Raw genomic sequence first — 22,756 nt, 5'->3', positions numbered from 1 at the left:
GCGGCAGCGCTACGTGAGCCGCGCGCCCTTTACCCGTACCCCTTGAAGGTTTTTCGATTGTGTGAAAGGTGGTTCCTGCTGTGCGTAGGTTCCTTGACCTGTTCCGCCGGGCTCCGGTGCGGAGCCGGCGTAACCGGCGGTTGCTCGCCGAGATCGCCCGCCACGACCGGCGGCCGACCGACGTCGCGCCTGGGCCGCGTCCGTCGGTGCGGCCCGCCCCGAACGCTGCCGGTCACTTGTACGGGCGGCCGGTGCGGCCGTCGATCAGCCCCGGACTGGTCCGCGACCGCACGTTCGGCGACCGGGTGCGGCGCGGCTGCGACCCGGTCGAGGTGCGGGCGTTTCTGCACCTGGTCGCCGACGAGTTGACCGCGCTGCGCGCCGAACTTGGCTCCACCCGGGAGGAGAACGCCCGGCTCAAGCAGGCGTTGCGGGACTGGCAGTCGGAGCAGTTCGAGCAGTCGCACCGGTTCGGGGCGGGGGTGGCGGCGTGAACGGCGTCAACAAGGTGCCGGCCGGCTCGCTGCACATCGTCGGCGTCGGCGCGGACCGCCGGCGGGCGCAACGCGTGTTCACCGTCGCGAACCTCGACACCGGGGCGGTCGCCTCCACCAGCCTGATCCCTGGCTCGTTCACCCCGATCCCGACCCCGGGCGGCACCTGGTGGCTGCCGTACGCCCCGATCGTCACCGACCTGGCCGCCCGCGCGGGCATCGCCGCCGCGACGCTGCGCGACCCCGACTTCCCCGACGAACCCGGCCGGCTCCCGTCCTCCGGGCTGATGCTGCCGATCCAGTGGCAGCCCGGCATCCCGCAGCGCGATCGCCACCGGTGGGAAGCGGTGGCGCTCACCAACCGGCAGGTCACGCCGTGGCTGGTCCTGATCGGCCGCAGCAGCGAACCGCCGCCACCCGGCGACCCGGCCCGGCTGCTCGGCCGGCTCTGCGCCCTCGCCGACCAGCTGCACGTCGACCTGGTCCTCGAAGTGCGGCCCAGCTCCAGCCGGGGCGGGCTCAGCTGGGACGTCCGGTTCGAACACCCCGGCGGTACGGTCCCCGACTACCAGCACCGCTGGATCGCCGACCTGCCGACCGCGCTCGCCACCATCCCCGCCGAACGCGCCGTCACCGGCCTGACCGTCGCCAACCCGCAACTGCCCGCCCACTACCTCACCGAGGATGCGCTGACCGCCCGCCCGGTGCCGGTCGGGCTCGACGGCCACCCCGGCGGCCACGACCTCGACCAGCTCGAACGCCGCATGGTCGCCGACGCCGAGCAGCACGGCGGCGCGCAGGCCATCTGGCGCAACCGACACTGGTGGCACGCCAGTCTGCGCCCCGCCGACACCGCCGGCAAGTTCGTGCGCGGCTGGGAGCCGCCGACCCCGAAACACTGGGGCGAGGCGATCCCCACCCACCCGTGTGGACGCTGCGCCGACCTGGTCGACCCGCCGTTCTGCCTCGACTGCTACGGCACCCGGCAGGTCCGGCGCGGCGCGGTGCTGACCGTCACCGACCTGCGCGGCCGGACCGTGCACCGCAACTGGCGACCCGACAGCGACCAGCCGCCGCCCACCCTGGTGCCCGCCGACCGGCTGTCCGGCTCCACAGTCTGGCAGCTGCCCGAGCACTACCAGATCGGCGCGCTCGCCGCACAGTTCGGCGTCGAGCCGACCGACCTGACCGACATCGACGGCGAACACGTCATCGACCAGCACCTGCGCAACGGCGTCAGCCAGGTCGCCCACACCGGCGGCGACCCGGTCGACGCGTACCTCGGTGAAGTCGGCGCCACCCACGACGGCGCCCGCGTCATGGTCCTGGCCACCGACTGGCCCGGCCCCACCCTCGACGAACTCGCCGCCGTCGTGGGCGGACTCGGCCTCGCCCTGGACGTGACCGTCGTCGACCACCGCAACACCGTCGGCCGCCCCGAACTGTCCCAGGGCCACAGCTGGTCCGTCCGGGTCGTCGACCCCGCCACCCCGCTCGCGGTCGACCCCGTCCCCACCAGCGCGAGCCTGCCCGAAGCCGTAGCGCTCTGCTACCGCTACCTGCACGGGGCGCTGCGCGCCACCATCCCCGCCGACCAGGAGAAGCCGATGCCCGTCCCGCAACAGGCCGCGGCGGCCGGCACGCTCCCCGACACTGGGGCCTGGATCACCGAGGTACGCCGCCACGCCGCCACCCGGCCCGGCCAGCCCGCCACCGTCCGGCTCCACCCCGACGGCACCCACACCACCACCACGGCCCAGCCTCGGGCCTGAAGGGCTGCAGGATGTATTCGTGCTCAGCGGTATACCTGTGAGGAATAATCATTCCTCACAGGTATACCGTGGATCGACCAACTGGTGCCGGGTCTGGTGACGCAGCGTGGTGCTGGACTCGGTCACGCCCCGACTGGGGAGAGCGGTCAGACAGCCGTACGGGACCACTGCTGGTTGGTGCCGGAGTGGCACGACCACTGCGTCAGGACCACGCCGTCGGCGGTCGAGGCGGCCGGCACGTCCACGCACTTGCCGCTGTGCCGGGCCCGGAGCTGGAAGTAGCTGCCGTTGGCGACCATCTGGAACTGCTGGTTCGTGCCGCCGCCACAGGTGTACTGGATCAGCTGGGCACCGTCGGCGGTGGAGGCGCTCACCACGTCGAGGCACTTCCCGCTGTGCCGGCTGACGATCCGCCAGTAGCCGCCGCCGGCGTCCTGGAACTGCCACTGCTGCCAGGCGCTGCCGTTGTAGGTGTACTGGCCGACCCGCGCACCGTTGTCGGTGTTCGGCTGCTGCACGTCCATGACCTTGCCGCTGTGCCGCGCGGTGACCCGGTAGAACGTCCCCGTCGGCGGAGTCGAGGGGTCGTCGCTGACGGCGTCGCCCCAGCCGTAGCGGATCCGGTCGGCACCGGAGGGGTTGCGGACCGTCAGGTCCAGGCCGGTGCCACTGCCGCTGAGCGCGAACATCGAGTACCAGTCGTACCCGATGTTGCCGGTCTTGCCGCCGATTGCCGGCCAGTAGGTGCCGCCCATCTGGTTGTCGCGCATCACCTGGGCCATCGCGCGGATGTGGCGGACGAAGTTGTCGGTGCTGTTCGGCTCGGCGTAGTTACGGCCGTCGTTCATCGGCGCACCGAACTCGGTGGCGACCGCCCGGGAGGCGCAGTTGCCGAGCCGGGTCTGGATGTGGCTGCGGAAGGCGTCGTAGCTCATCTCGCCGTAGAAGAAGGCGTAGTGGTGGAAGGAGAACAGCGTCGCGTTGAAGCGGCTGTCGTTGCAGACGTCCCGCAGGTCCTGGCTGAGGCCGGTGCCGCCGATCAGCACCCGGCCGGGCACCGCCGAGTAGTGGTAGCTGAGCCAGTTGGCCGCCACGTTGCGCCACTCCGCCGAGCTGTAGCCGTGCGGCTCGTTCATCGGCTCGAAGTAGACGTTCGGGTTCGCACCGTACGTGTGGGTGACCGTGGACCACATGGCGTTCCACGCCGCGAGGTTCGTGACCCGGCCGCCGGAGGCCGCGCCGTCCTCCCAGTACGCCAGGATGACCTTGAAGCCGCGGGCGGTCGCGGCGTCGATCGCGCCCCGGTACGCCTCCCACCAGGCCGTACCGACCGTGTGGGTGTTGATCGGCAGCCGTACGGTGTTGACCCCCATGGTGGCCGCCATGTCGTCGTAGATGGCGTTGGCCTTGGCCCGTACCGTCGCGTTGCTGTCGGACATGCTCAGGCCGTGCACGACCAGCGGGCCGGTGCTGAAGTTGTCACCCAGGACCGCCCAGTTCATGCCACGGAAGTGGCTGGTGGCGGCAGCCGCCGGGGAGGACGTGACGACGACACCGCCGAGTGTCGCGGTCATCGCCATCACCAGCACGATCAGCAGCTGACGCAACGAGCGGTGACTCATGACGCCTCCCGGCTCTCCTCGATGTGAGCGTTAACAACACCGTTGTTACGAGCGTGTTGCCGACAAGTGTCGGCGACTGCATCCAACGCTGTCAATACACCGAAGATCGCCGTACGGGGCGGTTGACGGCCCGGATCGGCTCGGGGTTAGCTGACCGGCGTGCAGCGACCTCAGGTAGGGGTGGCGGTCTTCGTGCTTCGCGAAGGTCGCTTCCTGATGGGCTTCCGCAAAGGCGCCCACGGGGCCGGCACCTGGTCACTGCCCGGCGGCCACCTCGAACACGGGGAGAGCTTCGAGCAGACCGCGCGGCGGGAGGTCGCCGAGGAGACCGGCGTCGAGATCACCAACGTACGCTTCGGCGCGGTCACCAACGACGTCTTCGACGCCGCCCGGCACTACGTGACCATCTGGATGATCAGCGACCACCTGCGCGGCAGCCCCCAGGTCCGCGAGCCGGACAAGTTCGTCGACCTGAGCTGGACCGCCCCGCCCACGATGCCTGATCCACTCTTCCTCCCCATGCGGAACCTGCTCGACCACCACGATCTTGATCAACTGCTCCGCAGCTCGCGTCCACCAGGCTGACCCGAGCCAGAACCGACAGACCCTCGCTGAAATCAGCGACGGCGGCGTCGCGGCCCCCGGACACCCTTAACGCTGCCGACCTGCTGGCCCGTGCTCGTGCAGAAGGCGGCCAGCCCGACGCCGAGTCTCCTGCCTTCCAAGCTGACTGATTGAATCAGTCCCACTCCTTCTCGCCGTTTCGTCGTTCTTAGTGGTTCGGCGCCGTAAGTCCTTCGGGGGTTGACGGGTGACTGGGGTCAGGGTTCGGGTGTGATGGGGCTGATGTGGATGTCGCAGACGAAGTCGAAGGCGTCCTCGACACTGCCGCTGAACCAGATCTGGTCCTCGTAGCTGTTGCTGCCGGCCACGTAGATCGCGGTGCCCCAGCGGTGCGCGGACCCGCCGTAGCGGTACCGCATCAGCGGCAGCCGCTCGCCGTTGGCCAGTTCGCCGGTGACGTACGCGAACCGCCCGCGACAGCGCACATCCACCGCAGCCAGCTGGGGCCATCTCGCCTTGGCGTGTTCACGCAGCCGCTGCGCCAGGGAGTTCTTGGTGGACTCGGGAATCGCCGGCATGGGTCACATCCTGCCCCCGGCGTGTCGACGCCCGACGGCGGCATCGGCAGGGCAACCTGCGAGCCCCCACCCCGGATCATTGTCGTGAAGGCTCGCCCGTGCCCGTCCCCCGAGCACGCCAGATCACCTTGCCCGCCGCCGACCGGCACCGGCTCAAGGCCCTGGCCCACTCCCACACCGCCGCCTACCAGCAGGTCATCCGCGCCCGGATCGTCCGCGACGCCGCCCACGGCTACTCCAACCAGAAGATCGCCGCCCGGCAGCGCGTGCACATCGACACCGTGCGCCGCTGGCGTGGACGCTACGCCGAGCAGGGACTGCCCGGTCTGGCCGACCGCAAGCGAACCGGGCGGCCAGTCCGGTTCACGCCCGTGCAGGTCGCCGAGGTCAAAGCCCTGGCCTGCCAGCTACCGGCCGAGGCCGAGGCGCCACTGTCGCGGTGGAGCTGCCCCGACCTGGCCCGCGAGGTCGTCGCCCGGGGCATCGTCGCGGAGATCTCGCCCTCCACGATCCGCCGAATCCTGGCCACCGACACCCTCAAACCCTGGCAACACCAGTCCTGGATCTTCATCCGCGACCCCGACTTCGCGGTCAAAGCCACCCGCGTGCTCGACCTCTACGCCCGCTCCTACCAAGGCGTCCCGCTCGGCGACGACGAGTACGTCATCTGCGCCGACGAGAAGACCAGCATCCAGGCCCGCTGCCGCTGCCACCCCACCCTGCCACCGGGCGCGGCCCGCGCCATGCGGGTCAACCACGAATACGACCGCGGCGGCGCACTCGCCTACCTCGCCGCCTACGACGTGCACCGCGCCCACGTCATCGGACTCTGCCAGGACACCACCGGCATCGACCCGTTCACCGAACTGGTCGACGAAGTCATGACCCGCGAGCCGTACGCCTCCGCCCGGCGGGTGTTCTGGATCGTCGACAACGGCTCCTCCCACCGAGGCCAAGCCGCGATCAACCGGCTGGCCAGGCGCTACCCCAACGCCGTCATGATCCACACCCCGGTCCACGCCTCCTGGCTCAACCAAGTGGAGATCTACTTCTCCATCGTGCAACGCAAAGTCGTCACCCCCAACGACTTCACCAACCTCGACCAGTGCAGGACCGCCTCACCGCCTTCGAGCAGCGCTACAACGCGACCGCCCGGCCCTTCAGATGGAAGTTCACCCCAACCGACCTCGCCGATCTACTCGCCCGGATCGAGCGACACGAACCGAAAGAGCAGAACCCCCAACAGCCCTCCAGCCGCGAACGCCAACCCGCCGCACACGCCCTGGCCGCGTAACCCCCGAAGGACTTACGGCGCCGACCACTTAGGTTGCGACCAGCCCTTGCTGGTAGGCCGGTCAGTTGCGCGTATGGCCGGAAGTGCCGTCACCCGATCTGGGCGCATTGCCGGTGCGGCCATCAATGTATGTTACTTGGTACCTTGCGCCAAGTTCGGCAGCTACCTGATGGGCCAGTTCGACACCGTGCGCATGGAAGCTCTCCTCTGCTGCGGCGTCCGGGAAGCCGGATGCAACGGGATCCTGGCGGTCCAGCGTCGCATCGTAGGCATCTGCCCACGCCAACAGTGCTGAGCGAAGCTGCGGCGAGAGCCTCAGCTCTCTTGGGTCGACATTGTCCGTGCCGCCTCTGTTGAGGAGCCAGAGTGGAAAACAATCGTAGTCAGCCATGACTTGCACGAGCAATTTATCTTCTGCCAACGGGATTCGTCTCCACTAGGGACCAACTGTTCGGTGACTCGCGCTGGCTGGCTGTTCCAGCCGATCGACAGCTTCTCGCCGCTTCAAGACGAGATCGATGGCTGCGGCGCGGCCCCGGGCACCCCCGACGCAACCGACCTGCTGGCCGGTGTCCGTATGGAACGCGGCCAGCGCCTCCGGTCTTTAAAGTTATCGGCGTCGTGGCCGTTCGTCGGGCCACTCAGTAGTCAAGCCACAGCAGTTGGCTGTTGACTCCAGGTGCTATCGGGGCAACTCCTGCCATTTCCGTTCTTCTATTCCGAGGCAATCGTCGACGGCGGCTAGGTCGGACCCAAGATGCTTTCTACATGGGACTGGATGTGCGGTGATGGTGCTTGCGCAGGCCTTAGTGCCGGGTTGTTCGGAAGGTGTTCGCCTATGGAGAGCTTCTGGCCACCCACTCGCCTGCATCCTCGAATTCATCGCAGCCATCATGTTCAAATTGTACCCTGCCGTCGAAGGGTGATCGGGCGTTGGCACACGCGCCATAATCTGCACCCAGCTCACCTGCGAGCGGCAACCAAAATTTACATGAGCCGCATTGCTCATCGTACCATTCTTCATGATAGTCGGCGCGGGCGGTGTCGCGATTCCGAAGAGCGACCCAGCGTTTATGTGTCTCGTCTAGAAAATATCGGTTTTTGCTATGATCCCTGTCTATGTTGTCCATCTGTCGACATCCGATTGCTTCTTTTCGCCGTTTCTTATTCACGATGAATGATGACCGCAGGTTCCTGGGGTTTCTGCTGCGGTTCTGGGTCAGTCTTCAATTAGTGGCCGACATGGGGATAGGAAGTTGTCTGATTCTTGGACTATCTGTCCGCGTCGAATTACTCTGACCCGAAAGGCATTTGGTCCAGGTGGGTCTGATCGCTCGTCATCACGGTCGTGCAGGATTCCGTAGGATCCGGATAGATGGTCCGCCACGAATTGCAAGATCTCGTCCGCAAGCCTGGCTTCATCGCGTTTCCGGTTGGCATTTATGTCCACAGAAAGGTGATAGGTGCCGTTGAGGGGTCGAAGTTCGACGGACATCGTCGTCCAGTGGGCCTTGTTGATCAGGCTGTTTAGCTGCTGAATCATCGGGTCGAGGGTGTCGAAATTTGATTCATACGTGTTGTCTAAGAGGGTGATCCATCCGTGAAGTTCGTACATGTCATCCTCCGAGTCGCCTAGTGTCGATCACGGGCTGTATCCCGTATCGCACACCATACTCCTGGAGCTTGCGGGTCACCTCTGGCATCGGTGGTCCCTCAAAATGAAAGTACGGACGTCGTCCGGTCTGAATCGCCATCTCGAACGTTGCCTGTGCCTGGCGGCGGAAGCTGCTGCCGATTTGGTAATTTGCTGGCTTGGACTGTGCTACGTAGAGGTGGCTCACCGCGTCAAACTCCCGCCCCTTAGGGTCGCCCGAAAACCTCACGGAGGCTCGACCGTGGATGCGAACCGCCAGAGCTTGAGCTGCGGGATCTTTAATATTTACGTCGATTAGCTCGTTGGCGGTCCTGCCTATGTATGGCCGACCAACCGCACCCACGCTGTTCGGTGCCGGGCAGTTGGCGGCTTGGAACCCTGCGGTGCGGGCGGCGGCTCGTTGGGCTACCGTACCGGCTGCGACGCCACCAGCGGAGCCGGCGGCGCCCCAGAGGAAGTCGTTGGCGGCATTGCCGTAGCTGTAGGGCTGCCCGGTGGCGGCGGCTACCCCGGATCCGTAAAGGACGCTGCCGGCACCGCCGGCCACGATGCCCCCGGCGATCTGGGTCCCGGTGCTGACCCCGCCATACAGGCCGGCGGCTGCGCTGCCGCCGGCGCCGAGAGTGGCGCCGGTGAGCGCGCCGGCCGCCGCGCCGACGGCGATCTTCGTGAGGCAGGTGTTGCGGTCGTCGCCGCTGAGCCAGCAGTCGATGCCACCGACGGCGGCCCCGGCTACCCCGCCGATGATGGCGGTGCAGATGATCGGGCATTGTCCGGTCGGGTCGGTCAGGACGGTCGGCCGGTTGTAGCCGTAGTGGTAGGTCTGGGTGAAGGCGGTTCCCGCTGCGGCGGTAGCCGGGTCCGGGGACGTGAAACGACCGGTGGCGGCGTCGTAGTCGCGGGCTCGGACGTCGTACAGGCCGGTGGTGTGGTCGAGGTACTGGCCGTGGAAGCGCAGCGGGTTGTCGGCGTAGTCGCCGGTGTCCGCACCGGTCGGGCTTCCATACGGGTCGAGGTCGCCGCTGCCGGTCAGGGTAGTCGCGTCAGCGACGCCGGTGATGCTGCCCTGATGGTCGCCGAGTAGCCAGGCCGGGGTGCCGGCGGCGGTGTCGGCGAGGGCACCGCCCAGGTCGGTCAGTGGGTCTGTCCACCACTGATGGGTCAGGGTGTCGGTGCCGTCGCGTTCGTCGAGACGGGTCGGCAGGCCGAGGGTGTCCCAACTCCAACTGGCGTCCAGGACCGCGTCGACCGTGCGGTTGACGCGGTTGCCGGCCTCGTCGTAGCCGTACCCGATCGTCTGGCTGTCCTCCAGCTCGACGGCGCGCAGGTTGGCGTCGAGGCCGTAGTCGAATTCGCGGGTGCCGGCCGGTCCGGTCTGGCTGGCCAGGGAGCCGTTCGCGTCGTAGGAGATGGCGGTGGCGACGCCGTCGACGGTCTGCCCGGTCGGCCGGTCATCGTAGGCGTAGGCGTAGGCGTAGACGTAGGCGGTCGGCCGCGCGGTCGACCGCCTGCACCGCGTACGCGACGAGCGCTCCTCGCTCGTGCACCCCGGCGGCAACGTCATTCTGCGCGACCGCTCCGGCGACCTGCGCTGGTGGACCTGGGCCGGATACCGGGCCAACGCCACCCTCGCCGCCACCCTCAGCGAGGTGGTCGACCCGGTGCAGCGCTTCGACGACTGCCAGATCCGGTTGCGCGCCGACCTGACCCCCGCCGACTGGCGGTCACTCACCGCAGACGCCACCGAACGAATCTGTCTGCCCGACGTCGACGAGAAGGCCCTGGAAGGGCTCAAGTTCAGCACCGCCCTGCCGGCCCGGCTCGCGATGGCCACCCTCGCCGCCCGACTGGCCGATCCGGCCGCCGCCCTGGCTGTGCTCCGCCAGCGCACCCGGTTCGTATCTGCCTAAGGTCGCGCGCGTCAGCCGTTCCAGGCCGGCGCTCTGACGCTCCCACAGAGCGATGCCGCGGCCCGCGTAGGTTTCGTGGCTGCCGATCGGGGCACCCCCGCCTCCAGGACGGGAGGGCGACGACATGGGGCGACGTAGCGACAACGCGGGGCAGGACCGGGACTCCGAGCGTGATCACGGGCAGGCGTTCGTCGACGAGCTGGAGCAGCGGTCGGCGTACCGCCAGGAGATCCTGGACGACGTGGTCGCGCCGCCGACGGACCCGGTCCGCGAGGTGAAGCAGCGTGACCTCGACGACCCGGCCGACGTGCCGATCCCGGCCGAGGTGCTGCGCGACGGCGGCCCAACCCGCTCGGGCGGCGGCTTGACCACCACCGGAGGCACCGCCGGGCCGGCCAGTACCCGCCGCGCTGCCGGCCCCGGCCGGGGCCGGGATCCTGGCCGTGGGAAGAAGGGCCGGGGCCGGGGCAAGGTGGCACCGACGACGACCGGTGACGCGACCAGCGGCGGCATGGGTACGCCGGCCGGCGGCTCGACCAGCGACGCCACCACCCGGGAGTGACGGCTGACCCGGCCGGGCCTGAAGCATGTATTCGCGTTCAACAGTATTCCTCTGAGGAATAATTATTCCTCAGAGGAATACTGTTGGTGCGCGACAGTGGTCCCGGGCAGGGAGCGCGACAACCCCGGGTCCAGGTGGCGCGGCACCTCGGTGGCCTCGGCCACATCGTCTGCGCAGTGCCGCCACTGCGGGCAGGATGGGAAGGGTGACGGACGAGGGCATCAGCGACGAGGGCTACCGGATCGAACGCGACACCATGGGCGAGGTGCGGGTGCCGGCCGACGCGCTGTGGCGGGCGCAGACCCAGCGCGCGGTGCACAACTTCCCGGTCTCCGGCCGTACGCTCGAATCCGCCCAGATCCGCGCGCTCGCCCAGATCAAGGGTGCCGCCGCGCAGGTCAACGCCGACCTGGGGGTGATCCCGGCCGGCATCGCCGAGGCGATCGTCACCGCCGCCGCGCACGTCGCCTCCGGCGGCTACGACGACCAGTTCCCGGTCGACGTGTTCCAGACCGGTTCGGGCACCTCGTCGAACATGAACACCAACGAGGTCCTGGCCACCCTCGCCGCCCGTGAACTCGACCGGCCGGTGCACCCCAACGACCATGTCAACGCCTCGCAGTCGAGCAACGACGTCTTCCCGACCTCGATCCACCTGGCCGCCTCGCACCAGGTGGTGCACGAGCTGATCCCGGCCCTGGACGAGCTGGCGACCGCGCTGGAAGGCAAGGTCGACGAGTTCGCCACCGTGGTCAAGGCCGGCCGTACCCACCTGATGGACGCCACCCCGGTCACCCTCGGCCAGGAGTTCTCCGGCTACGCCGCGCAGGTCCGCTACGGCCAGGAACGCCTCCGGTCGATCCTGCCCCGGCTGGCCGAACTGCCGCTCGGCGGCACCGCCGTCGGCACCGGGGTGAACACCCCACCCGGGTTCGCCGCCGCCGTCATCGCCAAGCTGGCCGAAACGACCGGGCTGCCGCTGACCGAGGCCCGTAACCACTTCGAGGCACAGGGTGCCCGCGACGCTCTGGTGGAGACGTCCGGGCAGCTGCGGACCATCGCCGTCGGCCTCTACAAGATCGCCAACGACATCCGGTGGATGGGTTCCGGCCCCCGCGCCGGCCTCGGCGAACTGCGCATCCCCGACCTGCAGCCAGGGTCGTCGATCATGCCGGGCAAGGTCAACCCGGTGGTCTGCGAGTCGGTACGCCAGGTCTGCGCCCAGGTGATCGGCAACGACGCGACGATCGCGTTCGCCGGCAGCCAGGGCGACTTCGAGCTGAACGTGATGCTGCCGGTGATGGGCAGCAACCTGCTCGAAGCGGTCCGGCTGCTCGCCGCCGCCAGCCGGCTGCTCGCCCAGCGCTGCGTGGTCGAGCTGGCCGCCAACCCGGAGACCTGCCTGGCGTACGCCGAAGGGTCGCCGTCGATCGTCACCCCGCTCAACCGGCACCTCGGCTACGACGAGGCCGCCTCGATCGCCAAGCAGGCCCTCGCCGAGAACAAGTCGATCCGCGCGGTCGTCCTGGAACGCGGCCACGTCGACGCCGGCACGCTGACCGCCGCCGAGCTGGACGAGGCGCTGGACGTTCTGCGGATGACCCGCCCCAGTTGAGCAGGCATACCCTGGTGGGGTGATTACCACCGTGGTGTTCGACGTCGACGAGACCCTCGTCGACCTGCGGCCTGCGGTCACCGGCGCGCTGCGGACCGTCCTCGCCGAGCTGCGCCAGCTGACCCCCCGCGCCGCCGACCTGACCCTCGACGACATGGCCGAGGACTGGGATCTCGCGTTCGCCGCCGATCCGTCCGCGCCGGTGATGTCGATCCGCCGGGCCGCCCTGGCCCGTTCCGTCGCCCGGGTCGGTCTGCCGCACGAACTGGACCGGATCACCGACATCTTCTTCGCCCGCCGGTTCGAGCTCAGCCGACCGTACGCCGACACGCTGCCCGCCCTGAGCCAGCTGCGCCGCCGGTACGCCGTCGGCCTGGCCACCAACGGCAACAGCCGCGCCGACCGGTGCGGCCTGCGCGGCCAGTTCGCCTTCGAGGTGTACGCGCACGTCGATGGCCTGCCGAAAAAGCCCGACCAGCGGTTCTACGGTGCCGTACTGGCCGCCGCCGGGGCCACCCGTGCCGACCGGGTGGTCTACGTCGGCGACTCGATCGCGCACGACGTGGTCGGCCCGCAGGCGGCCGGGCTGCGGGCGATCTGGCTGAACCGGCGCGGCGAGTCCTGCCCGCCGCAGGTGTGCCCGGACGCCCAGGTCACCACCCTGGCACAGCTGCCCGACGCCCTCGCCGACCTGTTCTGAGCCGACCTGTTCTGAGCCGCCATTCGCGCGCCGACCCGCTGCGCGTCGGCGTGCGGCTCACGCGTCGCCGGCCAGCAGCCGGGCGACGGCCTCGGCGGTCGCCTGCACCTGTGCGCCGATCGCCGACACGTCCATGGTGCCCATCGCCACCACGCCGACGCTGGCCTCCAGGCCGGGCACCCCGAGCACCGGGGCGGCCACCCCGTACGCGCCGGGTTGCAGCTCGCCGCTGCTGGTCACCGGTCCGGGCGTACCGTCGCGGCCGGCCAGGATCGCCCGCCCGGCGGCCCCGCGATCCACCGGATGCCGCGACCCGGTCCGGTACGCCACGTGGAACGCCGTCCAGCTGGGTTCGACGACGGCGAGCGCCACCGCCTCGACGCCCTCGGCGACGGTCAGATGGGCGGTGGCCCCGGCGGACTCGGCGAGCCTGCGCAGCGCCGGCAGCGCGGCGTCGGCCAGCAGCGGCTGCGCCCGGCGGGCCAGCTGCAGCAGCCCGGCACCCAGCCGCAGCCGGCCGGCGGTGTCCCGGCGCAGCATGCCGTGCGCGGCCAGCGTGGTGGCCAGCCGGTAGACGGCGGCCCGGCCGACCCCGAGCTGCCCGGCGGCCTCGGTGACGCTGACCCCGCCGGGCGCTTCGGCGACCAGCCGCAGCAGCCGCAGCCCCCGGTCCAGGGTCTGCGCCGTCTCCGCCCCTCGCGCGTCCACTCCGACAGCGTACGGACGTGGGCCAGTCGGTACCCTCGTAGCGTGACGCTCCGCTTGTACGACACCGCGACCCGGTCCGTGCGGGACTTCGTGCCCCGCCAGCCCGGCGAGGTCTCGATCTACCTGTGTGGGCTCACCGTCCAGTCCGCCCCGCACATCGGTCACCTTCGCTCCGGCGTCAACTACGACGTGCTGCGCCGCTGGCTGACCCACCGTGGGCTGCGGGTCACCTTCATCCGCAACATCACCGACATCGACGACAAGGTGCTGGAGAAGGCGGCCGCCGCCGGTCAGCCGTTCTGGTCGATCGCGTACGCCAACGAACTGGTGCTGGCCGCCGCGTACCGGTCGCTGAACGTGCTGCCGCCGACGTACGAGCCGCGCGCCACCGGGCACGTGCCGGAGATGCACCAGCTGATCGAGCTGCTGATCGAGCGCGGCCACGCCTACCCGGCCGGCGACGGCAGCGGCGACGTCTACTTCGACGTCGCCTCGTACGCCGACTACGGCGCCCTGTCCGGGCAGCGCCTCGACGCGATGCAGCCGGCCGAGGACTGCGTCGGGCGGGCCAAACGCGACCCGCGTGACTTCGCCCTGTGGAAGGGCGTCAAGCCGGACGAGCCCGCCGACGCTTCGTGGCCGTCGCCGTGGGGTCCGGGCCGGCCCGGCTGGCACATCGAGTGCTCGGCGATGGGCTGGCGCTACCTGGGTGCCGAGTTCGACATCCACGGCGGCGGGCTGGACCTGACCTTCCCGCACCACGAGAACGAGATCGCCCAGTCGAAGGCGGCCGGGCTGCCGTTCGCCCGCTACTGGGTGCACCACGGGCTGCTCAACCTGGGTGCGTCGAAGATGAGCAAGTCGCTGGGCAACGTCATCGACCTCGGCCACGTCGCCGAGCTCGGGGTACGCCCGGCCGAGTTGCGCTACTACCTGACCGCCGCGCACTACCGGTCCCGCATCGACTACTCCGACGACGCGCTGCGGGAGAGCGCCACGGCGTACCGGCGGGTCGAAGGGTTCGTGCAGCGGGCGGTGGAACGGGTCGGCGCGGTCGCCGCCACCGACGTGCCGGCGGCGTTCGCCGCCGCGATGGACGACGACCTGAACACGTCGGCGGCGTTCGCGGTGCTGCACGACGAGATCCGCGACGGCAACAACCTGCTCGCCGGCGCGGGCGCGAGCTCCGATGCCGACGGCGGTGCTGACGACGCGGTCCGGGCCAGCCTCGGCCGGGTCCGTGCCATGGTGGGCGTGCTCGGCCTGGACCCGCTCGACCCGGCGTGGGGCGACACCGCCCCCCGCGACGAACTGCGCGGCGCCGTCGACGCGCTGATCGCCCTCGCCCTCGACCAGCGGGCGCAGGCCCGCGCCCGGCGCGACTGGGCCGCCGCCGACGCGGTGCGTGACCAGCTCAAGCAGGCCGGGATCGCGGTCGAGGACACCCCGCACGGACCCCGATGGACCATTGGAGAGCAGACCTGATGCCCGGCAACTCGCAACGACGTGGCCGGCGGGTCACCTCCAAGAAGGGCACCACCCAGGGCTCCGGCGGCAAGAACCGCTCCAGCCTGTCCGGCAAGGGCCGGACCCTGCCCGCCGACGAACGCCCCTGGCACAAGGGCTACTCCGGCACCGAGAAGCTGCCGAACAAGACCGCCTGGAAGCAGGAGAAGGAGCGCCGGGCGGCGGCCGCCGAGGGCCGGGCACCGAAGGTCGGCGTACCGGGCACGAAGGACACCACCTGGGGCGGCGGCGGCCGCAGCCGGGGCGGCCCGGTCAGCGGCAAGCTGACCCGTGGCGGTGGCCGGTCCGGGCCGAGGGTCTCCCCGGGGCGCAAGTCGCACCCGCCGAAGGACGCCCCGGAGCTGCTGGTCGGGCGGAACCCGGTGGTCGAGGCGCTGCGGGCCAACGTACCGGGCACGGCGCTCTACATCGCCCAGGGCATCGACGTCGACGAGCGGGTGACCGAGCTGGTGCGGGCCGCCGGTGACCGGGGCATCGCGATCCTGGAGATCAGCCGGGCCGAGCTGGACCGGATGACCGGCGGCGTGCTGCACCAGGGCGTCGGGCTGCAGGTGCCGGCGTACGCGTACGAGCCGTTCGAGGATCTGGTCGCGGCGGCGGCCGAGCAGCCGGAGCCGTTGCTGGTGGCGCTGGACGGGGTGACCGATCCGCGTAACCTCGGCGCGGTGGTCCGCTCGGCGGCGGCGTTCGGCGCGCACGGCGTGTTCGTGCCGGAGCGGCGGGCCGCCGGGATCACCGCGACGGCGTGGCGGACCAGCGCCGGCGCGGCCGCCCGGATGCCGGTCAGCCAGGTCGTCAACCTGACCCGCGCGGTGAAGAAGTGCCAGGCGGAGGGGTTCGTCGTGGTCGGCCTGGACGCCGACGGCGAGACCGACCTGTACGACCTGGAGGCCGCCGTCGGCCCGCTGGTCGTGGTGGTCGGCTCGGAGGGTCGCGGCCTGTCGCGGCTCGTCGGCGAGACCTGCGATCTGCGGGTACGCATCCCGATGCACTCCGACGTCGAATCGCTCAACGCCAGTGTCGCCGCCGCCGTCACCCTCGCCGAAGTGGCCCGCCGCCGCGCTGTCGGCTGACCTCGCCGCCGTGCTGTCGGCTGACCGGCCGATCGCTGATCACCGGGTCAGCCACCCGTAGCATGCCGGGGGCGGGACGGTCCCGCCGGCAGCGGAGGTCAGCGGATGACAGGGCAGGACGGGGGCTTCGCCCTCGGCGTCGACCTGGGCACCTCGCACACCGTGGCGGTGCTGCGCTGGCCGGACGGTCGGACCCGCCCGCTGCTGTTCGACGGCGCGCCGCTGCTGCCGTCCGGGGTGTTCCTCGGCGACCGGCTGTACGTCGGCCGGGACGCGCAGCGCCTCGCCCAGGCGGACCCGGCCCGGTACGAGCCGAACCCGAAACGCCGGGTCGACGAGCCGACGGTGCTGCTCGGCGACCGGGAGGTGCCCACCGTCGACCTGCTCGCCGCCGTCCTCGGCGCGGTCGCCCGGGCGGCGGTGGAGGCCGTCGGGTTCCTGCCGCCGGCGGCGTTGACGTACCCGGCCACCTGGGGTGCCCGCCGTCGCGACGTTCTGGCCCACGCGGTGGCCCGCGCCGGCTGGCCGTCGGCCGGGACCCGGCTGGTGCCGGAGCCGGTCGCGGCGGCCCGCTACTTCGCCGACGTGCTGCGCCGACCGGTGCCCGTCGGGCAGGCGCTGGCCGTGTTCGACTTCGGCGGCGGAACCCTGGACGTCGCCGTGGTCCGCAACGAGGGGGTGGACCCGGCCGGCCGGGCCCGGTTCGTCGTGATCGGCTCGGGCGGCCTGGCCGAACTCGGCGGCCTCGATCTGGACGCGGCGCTTGTCGAACACCTCGGCGGCGTACTGGATCCGCAGGTGGGTCGCCAGTTGGCGGCACCGGCGACGCCGGCGCAGTGGCGCAACCGGCGGCAGTTCTGGGACGACGTACGGGGTGCCAAGGAGATGCTGTCCCGGTCGTCGTCGGCGCCGGTCGCCGTACCGGGGGTGGACCGGGCGGTGCACCTGACCCGCGACGAGTTGGAGCGGGTCGCCACCCCGCTGATCCGCCGGGGTGTGCTGGAGGCGGCGCGGGTGATCGACGGCTGTGGGCTCGGCCGCGACCAGCTCGCCGGACTGTTCCTGGTCGGCGGCTCGTCGCGGGTGCCGCTGGTGGCCCGGCTGCTGCACAGCGAGCTGGGGATCGCACCGACCGTACTGGAGCAGCCGGAGTTGCCGGTCGCCGAAGGCGCCCTCGCGGAGCTGGCTGCGGTCGCGTCGCCGGCTTCACCCGGCCCGGCCCCGGCTGCGCCGCCGCCCGCGCCTGGCCCGGTGTCCCCGGCCGCGCCCAATTTCGTGCCGCCGACCGCACCCGGCGCGGCCGCGGTGCCGCCGGTCGGCGTAGCCACGGGGCGGGCGGCGCGGTCGAAGCGGCTGCCGTGGCTGGTCGGCGCGGCCTCGCTGGCCCTGGTCGCCGTGGTCGCCGCCACCGTGGTCTACCTGCTGCGGGATCCGGCCCGGCCGATCGAGTTCCGGGCCTTCACCCCGGTCGGTGAAGCGATCCTCGTCGGCGAGGACGCCGACGCCGACTTCACCCAGCTCGTCGCCGGGCGGGCGTACGGCGGCTACCTCCGCGACGACGGCCGCCTCGGGGTCGTCGCCATCGATCCGGCCACCGGCGAGAAACGGTGGGACGTCGCCACGACGGTGCGGTCCGACCGGTGGGCGGGCCTGCGGGCCACCCCGGACGCGCTGATCGCCGTCGCCGACGGGTTGAGCAGCGAGCCCCGGCCGGTCGCGGTGCTCGATTCCGACGACGGCCGGCAACGGTGGGACTTCGCGATCACCGGCGACGACCAGCTTTTCGTCTTCGACGACGTCCTCGTCTGGTCGGACGTGGCCGGTGCCCAGCTGGTCGGGCTGGACCTGGCCGACGGAACCGAACGCTGGTCGCACGCCAACCCGGCCGACCAGTACGGCGACACCGACACGGCGGTGTATCCGGCGGTCAGCGCTGTCGACCTGACCGGGCCGGCCGGGTTCGACGGGCTGTCCACCGCACCGGACCACGGCGACGACCGGCGGTTGGCGCAGATCACCGCGACCCGGCAGGTACGGGTGTTCGACGCGGCCAGCGGCGAACTGCTCGGTGAGCGGCCCAACGTGGCCGCGCCGGCCGACACGGCGATGGTGTACGCCGGCTGGCTGCTGATCGCCGCGTCCGGCAGCGGCTACCGGCTGGCCGCGTACGACCTGTCGACCACCGGTGAGGCGGTCAACCTCTACACCCCGGCGGACGATCAGCGGCGGCTGCAGTCCATGGTGCCCTGCGGTGGGGTGCTGGTCTGTCTGCTGGAGTCGACCGGGTTCAGCGCCGACACCAACGAGCTGGTGGTGATCGACCTGGACGAGCGGGCGCAACGGTGGCGGGTCGACGCGGCCGAGTTCGACGTCGTCGTGCCGGTCGGCGAGCACGTACTGCTGCGCCGCAGCGCCACCGATCACCTGTCGTTGCTGCTCGACGCGTCAGGCACGGAGGTGCTGCGCCGCGACGGTGTCGCGGTCCGCGTCGACGCGGCGAACCTGCTGTGGTTCCGGGAGAACCCGAGCAGTTACGCCGACGATGTGAGCGTGGCCGGCGTGCCGGTGTCGGCCCCGGCCGATCTGCTCGAACTCGGGGTGCTCGGCGACGTGGTGGCCGCAGCCTGTTCCTGGGACCGGTCGGTGATCGTCTGCCCGACCGACGACGGGTTCGTGACGCACCGCTTCGTCGCCGCCTGAGCCGCTGCCTGAGCCGCCGACTGATCCCGGCGTGACGTTCTACTGCTGCGGGTCGAGGCGGCGGCGCACGGCGTGCAGGCCGTGCAGGGTGTAGCCGAGCAGGATCGGTGCCAATACCGGGATGGTCAGGGCGCTGAGCAGGGCGGCCAGGCTGACCACCCCGGCGGCGGCCAGGACCGCCAGCGGCCGTCGTTCGGCGAGCCGCCAGGTACGGCGTACCGCCGCTCGCCAGCCGGCACCGGCCCGGCCGACCCCGATCCCGACCTCGACCACGACGAGGCCGGCGAAGCCGGCGACGAGCGCGGCCAGCACCAGGGTGCCGACCAGCATGACAGTGCCGCCGGGCACCACCCCGGCGGAGATCAGCACCGCGTTGCCGCCGAGTACGCCGATCGCGACGGCCGCCACGGCGGTGGCGGCGGCTCCGGGCAGCAGTGCCCGCCAGAAGCCGCCGGCCAGCTCCCGCAGGCTCGGCCAGTGGCCGTCGACCGTCCACCGGTGGATGGCGGTGCTGGCGGTGGCGACCGCCGCGCCCGCCGTCAGCACGGCGGCCGCGGCGAGCGCGGCGACGATGCCCAGCAGCGCCAGGTCGGTGGCGGCCCGCAGGGTGTCGCGCCAGTCGGCCCGAGCCGGGGCCGGGGTGTCCGGCCAGTCGGGTCGCGACACGGTGGTCACCCCTTGAGTCCGCTGGTGTTGATGCCCTGCACCAGCATTTTCTGGAACGCCAGGAAGAAAAGGAAGACCGGCAGCAGGGAGAGCACGGACATGGCGAACATCGGGCCGAGCGAGGTCTGCCCGGTGGAGTCGATGAACAGTCGCAGCCCGATCGGCACCGTGTAGCTTTCCACACTCGGCAGGTAGATCAGCTGGGTGAGGAAGTCGTTCCAGGTCCAGATGAACGAGAAGATCGCCGTGGTGACCAGCGCCGGACGGGCCAGCGGCACGATGACGTACCGGAACACCCCGAACGGCGAGCAGCCGTCGATCTTGGCGGCGTCGTCGAGGTCACGGGGGATGCCCCGCATGAACTGGACCATCAGGAAGACGAAGAACGCCTCGGTGGCCAGCAGCTTCGGCACGATCAACGGCAGTGGGGTGTCGATCCAGCCGAACGTGTTGAACATAATGTACTGCGGCACGATCAGCACGTGGCTGGGCAGCAGCAACGTACCGATCATGATTGCGAACCAGACCTTGCGGGCCCGGAACCGCAGCCGCGCGAAGGCGTACGCCGCCAGCAGGCAGGAGACCGCGTTGGCGACCACCGTGGCGCTGGCGATCACCGTGCTGTTCCAGAAGAACCGGCCGAACGAGATGTTGCGCAGGTAGTTCCAGCCGTCCGGGTAGTTGGCCCAGGTCGGGTCCTGCGGGATGACCGACAGGTTGCTGGCCACCTCGGTCGGCGACTTCAGCGACGAGCCGACCACCCAGATCAGCGGGTAGAGGACCACGACGAGGATGGCGACCAGGATCGCCACCCGGGCGACGGTGCGCACGCCGGTGCCGGCCCGGCGTCGGGTGTACGGAGCAGCCTGGGATGTCATCAGTCGTTGTCTCCGTCCGAGTAGTGCACCCAGAACCGCCCGGTGCTGAAGAACAGCACCGTGATCAGGCCGATCGCGATCAGGAAGACCCAGGCCAGCGCGGACGCGTACCCCATCTGGAACTCGGTGAAGCCCTTCTCGTAGAGGTACAGCGTGTAGAGCATGGTCGAGTCGACCGGGCCACCGGTGCCGTTGCTGATCACGAAGGCGGCGGTGAATCCCTGGAACCCGTTGATGGTCTCCAGCACCAGGTTGAAGAAGATCACCGGGGAGAGCATCGGCAGGGTCACGTTGAAGAACTGCCGGACCTTGCCGGCACCGTCGACCGAGGCCGCCTCGTACAGCTCGGTCGGCACCTGCTTGAGCCCGGCCAGGAAGATCACCATCGGGGCGCCGAACTGCCAGATGGCCAGCACCATCAGGGTCTCCAGCGCCCACGCCGGGTCGTTGACCCAGGGCCGGCCGGTGATGCCGAACAGGGCGAGGAAGTCGTTGAACGCGCCGTCGCCGCTGAACATGGCCCGCCAGATCAGCGCCAGCGCGACGCTGCCGCCGAGCAGCGACGGCAGGTAGAACAGGCTGCGGAACAGCCCGACGCCGCGGACCTCACGGTTGAGCAGCAGCGCGACGCCGAGGGCGGCGGCCAACTTCAGCGGTACGGCGACGAACGCGAAGAGCAGCGTGACCCACACCGAGTGGCGGAACGTCTGGTCGTTGACGAACAGGTCCCAGTAGTTCTCGAAGCCCACCCATTCGACGAACTCCCAGGACGACAGGATGTCGTAGTTGGTGAAGCTCAGGTAGAGCGAGAACAGCATGGGGAAGGCGGTGATCGCCATCAGCCCCAGCAGCCACGGGGAGAGGAAGACGTACCCGGCCAGCCCTTCGCCGTGCCGGCGGCTGGCGCCCGGGGCGCTGCCGCGCCGCTTGACGGTGCGGGCCGGGGGAGTAGTGCTCGTGGCCGGGGCGGGTTTCGTGGTCATGGCCACGATCGGGGTCCTTTCTGGGTGTCAAGGGTCGTGGTGCCCACGGCGAGTCCACCGTGGGCACCACGACCGTGCGCCGGTCCGGCCCGGACTACTTCAGGGTGGCTTGCGCCTGTCGGAAGAACTCGGCGGCGGCGTCAGCCGGGCTGGCCTGGCCGTAGGTGACGCTCTCGGCGACGGTGACCAGGGTGGAGCGCAGCGGGCCGTGGCCCTGCGGTGGCGGCGCGGGTGCCGGGCCCATCTGCGGGATCAGCTCGTTCTCGAACGCGACGGTGGCGGTCATGTACGGGTCGTCCAGGCCGGCCTGCACGGTCTCCCGGTTGTCCAGGTTGGATGGCAGGCCCCGGTCGACGCCGAGGATGGCGGCCGCCTCCGGGTCGTTGGCCAGGAAGTCGATGACGTCCGCGACGACCTCCGGGTGGTCGGTCGCCCGGGAGCCCGCCCAGTACAGCGACGCCCGCGCCCACTGGCCCTTCGGGTCGCCGGGGTACGCGACGATGCCCAGCTCGTTGGTGGTCGACTTGCCCAGCTCGGCGAGCTGGTTGGACCACATGAACGAGGTGGCTCCCTTGCCGGTCACCACCAGCTGGTCGGCGACCCCGCCGCCGACGGCCTCGTGCACGATGTCGGCCGGCGGGGTGGCGCCCTTGGCCCGCGCGTCGACCCACATCTCGAACCAGGCGACCAGGTCGGCCTCGGTGAAGGCCAGCTTCGGCCCGTCGTAGAACTCCTTGCCCTGCGAGCGCAGCCAGAGCCAGAGCGCCTTGTAGTCGGCGCTGGGGTCCATCGCGCCCCAGTAGTCGCCGCCGGCCTTCGTGCTCAGCTCGGCCGCCCAGGCGATGAACTCGTCGTACGTCCAACCGGTCTGCGGCTCTTCCATCCCGTACTCGGCGATCTTGGTCTTGTCGTAGACCAGGGCCGGGGTGTTCTCGCCGGCGGCGACCGCGACCTGCTTGCCGTCGATCTGCCCGTACTGGGTCAGGCTCTCCGGGTGGTTGCTCAGGTCGATGTCGCCCGATTCCACGAACGGCGTCAGGTCCAGGGTGACGTTGCGGCCGGCGTACTCGGCCAGGCCGTTGTCGTCGATCTGGAAGATGTCCGGGGCGTTGCCGCCGGCGGAGATGGTGGCCAGCTTGTCGTAGTAGCCGGTGAACGCCTGCCAGGTCGGGTTGATGGTGACGTTCGGGTTCTTCTCCTCGTACAGGTCGAGGGCCTGTTCGGTGAGTTCCGCGCGGGCCTCGCCGCCCCACCAGAAGAACTCGATGGTGACCGGGGCGTCGGGGTCGGTCGATGCCTCGTCGTCGCCGCAGGCGGCGACGCCGAGGACCAGCGGCACGACGGCCGTGGCGGCGATGCCGCGCAGCAGGCGGCGTCGACCAAAGGGGGTACGGTGAGCACGCGTGGCAGGCGTGTTTGCCGTCGGTGATGTAGCGGGGTGCATTGCGCTCACTCC

Annotated in this window: 21 protein-coding genes; 11 read left to right on the top strand and 10 right to left on the bottom strand. The window is 70.5% G+C overall.

Annotated features, from left to right (window positions below):
• Nucleotides 1–80: 80 nt before the first annotated feature.
• Both ACN28F_RS12910 and ACN28F_RS12905 read left to right on the top strand, forming a co-directional pair.
• Nucleotides 81–494 (top strand): DivIVA domain-containing protein, encoded by a 414-nt coding sequence (locus tag ACN28F_RS12910; RefSeq protein ID WP_421357914.1) that lies wholly within the window; start codon nucleotides 81–83, stop codon nucleotides 492–494.
• Nucleotides 491–2,266, top strand: coding sequence for a hypothetical protein (locus ACN28F_RS12905; RefSeq protein WP_421357912.1), 1,776 nt, complete (start codon nucleotides 491–493; stop codon nucleotides 2,264–2,266). Before ACN28F_RS12910 ends, ACN28F_RS12905 begins: the two co-directional genes overlap by 4 nt.
• Before the next feature lie 146 nt (nucleotides 2,267–2,412).
• On the opposite strand, the gene ACN28F_RS12900 is transcribed toward ACN28F_RS12905, so the two are convergent.
• On the bottom strand, nucleotides 2,413–3,888 hold the full coding sequence (locus tag ACN28F_RS12900) for an RICIN domain-containing protein (protein WP_421357911.1): 1,476 nt from the start codon (nucleotides 3,886–3,888) through the stop codon (nucleotides 2,413–2,415).
• 159 nt (nucleotides 3,889–4,047) lie between these two features.
• Between ACN28F_RS12900 and ACN28F_RS12895 the strand changes: the two genes are divergently transcribed.
• The gene (locus tag ACN28F_RS12895) at nucleotides 4,048–4,473 is read left to right on the top strand and encodes a nucleotide triphosphate diphosphatase NUDT15 (RefSeq protein WP_353850483.1); all 426 of its coding nucleotides are present in this window, start codon (nucleotides 4,048–4,050) and stop codon (nucleotides 4,471–4,473) included.
• A gap of 236 nt (nucleotides 4,474–4,709) precedes the next feature.
• Here the strand turns inward: ACN28F_RS12895 and ACN28F_RS12890 are convergent, their stop codons facing one another.
• Nucleotides 4,710–5,030 (bottom strand): hypothetical protein, encoded by a 321-nt coding sequence (locus ACN28F_RS12890; protein ID WP_289208210.1) that lies wholly within the window; start codon nucleotides 5,028–5,030, stop codon nucleotides 4,710–4,712.
• 128 nt (nucleotides 5,031–5,158) lie between these two features.
• On the opposite strand from ACN28F_RS12890, the gene ACN28F_RS12885 reads away from it, so the two are divergent.
• Nucleotides 5,159–6,619 carry an IS630 family transposase gene (locus tag ACN28F_RS12885; RefSeq protein ID WP_421357909.1) on the top strand — a complete coding sequence of 487 codons (1,461 nt, stop codon included), beginning with the start codon at nucleotides 5,159–5,161 and terminating at the stop codon, nucleotides 6,617–6,619.
• A 541-nt stretch (nucleotides 6,620–7,160) separates the two neighbouring features.
• Here the strand turns inward: ACN28F_RS12885 and ACN28F_RS12880 are convergent.
• The 3 genes from ACN28F_RS12880 to ACN28F_RS12870 form a co-directional block, all read right to left on the bottom strand.
• A complete protein-coding gene (locus tag ACN28F_RS12880) occupies nucleotides 7,161–7,454 on the bottom strand; it encodes a DUF3027 domain-containing protein (protein WP_421361384.1) in 294 nt (97 codons plus the stop codon).
• 89 nt (nucleotides 7,455–7,543) lie between these two features.
• Complete coding sequence (locus ACN28F_RS12875; RefSeq protein ID WP_289208206.1) at nucleotides 7,544–7,939, bottom strand: Imm7 family immunity protein; 396 nt, start codon at nucleotides 7,937–7,939, stop codon at nucleotides 7,544–7,546.
• Between the two features lies 1 nt (nucleotide 7,940).
• Nucleotides 7,941–9,542 carry an RHS repeat-associated core domain-containing protein gene (locus ACN28F_RS12870; protein WP_421357907.1) on the bottom strand — a complete coding sequence of 534 codons (1,602 nt, stop codon included), beginning with the start codon at nucleotides 9,540–9,542 and terminating at the stop codon, nucleotides 7,941–7,943.
• Here ACN28F_RS12870 and ACN28F_RS12865 point away from each other — a divergent pair.
• The 4 genes from ACN28F_RS12865 (at nucleotide 9,520) to ACN28F_RS12850 (ending at nucleotide 12,765) form a co-directional block, all read left to right on the top strand.
• Entirely contained in the window at nucleotides 9,520–9,888 is a 369-nt protein-coding gene (locus ACN28F_RS12865; RefSeq protein ID WP_289208204.1) for a hypothetical protein, read from the top strand. The genes ACN28F_RS12870 and ACN28F_RS12865 overlap by 23 nt on opposite strands.
• 124 nt (nucleotides 9,889–10,012) lie before the next feature.
• On the top strand, nucleotides 10,013–10,450 hold the full coding sequence (locus tag ACN28F_RS12860) for a hypothetical protein (RefSeq protein ID WP_421357906.1): 438 nt from the start codon (nucleotides 10,013–10,015) through the stop codon (nucleotides 10,448–10,450).
• Between the two features lie 196 nt (nucleotides 10,451–10,646).
• A complete protein-coding gene (locus ACN28F_RS12855; protein WP_289208202.1) occupies nucleotides 10,647–12,065 on the top strand; it encodes a class II fumarate hydratase in 1,419 nt (472 codons plus the stop codon).
• Between the two features lie 19 nt (nucleotides 12,066–12,084).
• A complete protein-coding gene (locus ACN28F_RS12850) occupies nucleotides 12,085–12,765 on the top strand; it encodes an HAD family hydrolase (RefSeq protein WP_289208201.1) in 681 nt (226 codons plus the stop codon).
• Nucleotides 12,766–12,822: 57 nt separating this feature from the next.
• Here ACN28F_RS12850 and ACN28F_RS12845 read toward each other — a convergent pair whose 3' ends face one another.
• Nucleotides 12,823–13,473, bottom strand: coding sequence for a helix-turn-helix domain-containing protein (locus ACN28F_RS12845; protein ID WP_289208200.1), 651 nt, complete (start codon nucleotides 13,471–13,473; stop codon nucleotides 12,823–12,825).
• 42 nt (nucleotides 13,474–13,515) lie between these two features.
• On the opposite strand from ACN28F_RS12845, the gene cysS reads away from it, so the two are divergent.
• The 3 genes from cysS (at nucleotide 13,516) to ACN28F_RS12830 (ending at nucleotide 18,773) form a co-directional block, all read left to right on the top strand.
• On the top strand, nucleotides 13,516–14,958 hold the full coding sequence (cysS, locus tag ACN28F_RS12840; RefSeq protein WP_421357904.1) for a cysteine--tRNA ligase: 1,443 nt from the start codon (nucleotides 13,516–13,518) through the stop codon (nucleotides 14,956–14,958).
• Nucleotides 14,958–16,073, top strand: a complete 1,116-nt coding sequence (gene rlmB, locus ACN28F_RS12835) for a 23S rRNA (guanosine(2251)-2'-O)-methyltransferase RlmB (protein ID WP_289208198.1) — start codon at nucleotides 14,958–14,960, stop codon at nucleotides 16,071–16,073. Before cysS ends, rlmB begins: the two co-directional genes overlap by 1 nt.
• A 105-nt stretch (nucleotides 16,074–16,178) precedes the next feature.
• A complete protein-coding gene (locus ACN28F_RS12830) occupies nucleotides 16,179–18,773 on the top strand; it encodes an Hsp70 family protein (RefSeq protein WP_421357902.1) in 2,595 nt (864 codons plus the stop codon).
• A 39-nt stretch (nucleotides 18,774–18,812) separates the two neighbouring features.
• On the opposite strand, the gene ACN28F_RS12825 is transcribed toward ACN28F_RS12830, so the two are convergent.
• The 4 genes from ACN28F_RS12825 to ACN28F_RS12810 all read right to left on the bottom strand — a co-directional run bounded on the left by ACN28F_RS12825 (nucleotide 18,813) and on the right by ACN28F_RS12810 (nucleotide 22,744).
• Entirely contained in the window at nucleotides 18,813–19,439 is a 627-nt protein-coding gene (locus ACN28F_RS12825; RefSeq protein ID WP_289208196.1) for a hypothetical protein, read from the bottom strand.
• A 5-nt stretch (nucleotides 19,440–19,444) separates the two neighbouring features.
• The gene (locus tag ACN28F_RS12820) at nucleotides 19,445–20,317 is read right to left on the bottom strand and encodes a carbohydrate ABC transporter permease (protein WP_289208195.1); all 873 of its coding nucleotides are present in this window, start codon (nucleotides 20,315–20,317) and stop codon (nucleotides 19,445–19,447) included.
• Nucleotides 20,317–21,306: a carbohydrate ABC transporter permease gene (locus ACN28F_RS12815; RefSeq protein ID WP_421357900.1), complete on the bottom strand. Its 990-nt coding sequence runs from the start codon at nucleotides 21,304–21,306 to the stop codon at nucleotides 20,317–20,319. The genes ACN28F_RS12820 and ACN28F_RS12815 overlap by 1 nt, the downstream gene beginning before the upstream one ends.
• A gap of 88 nt (nucleotides 21,307–21,394) precedes the next feature.
• Nucleotides 21,395–22,744, bottom strand: coding sequence for an ABC transporter substrate-binding protein (locus tag ACN28F_RS12810; protein WP_289208193.1), 1,350 nt, complete (start codon nucleotides 22,742–22,744; stop codon nucleotides 21,395–21,397).
• Nucleotides 22,745–22,756 lie beyond the last annotated feature (12 nt).

The organism is Solwaraspora sp. WMMA2101 (assembly GCF_049179175.1).
In the GTDB taxonomy this organism is placed as follows: Bacteria; Actinomycetota; Actinomycetes; order Mycobacteriales; family Micromonosporaceae; genus Micromonospora_E.
Note: the sequence above shows the minus strand (reverse complement) of the source record. Positions and strands in the feature narration are given on the sequence as shown.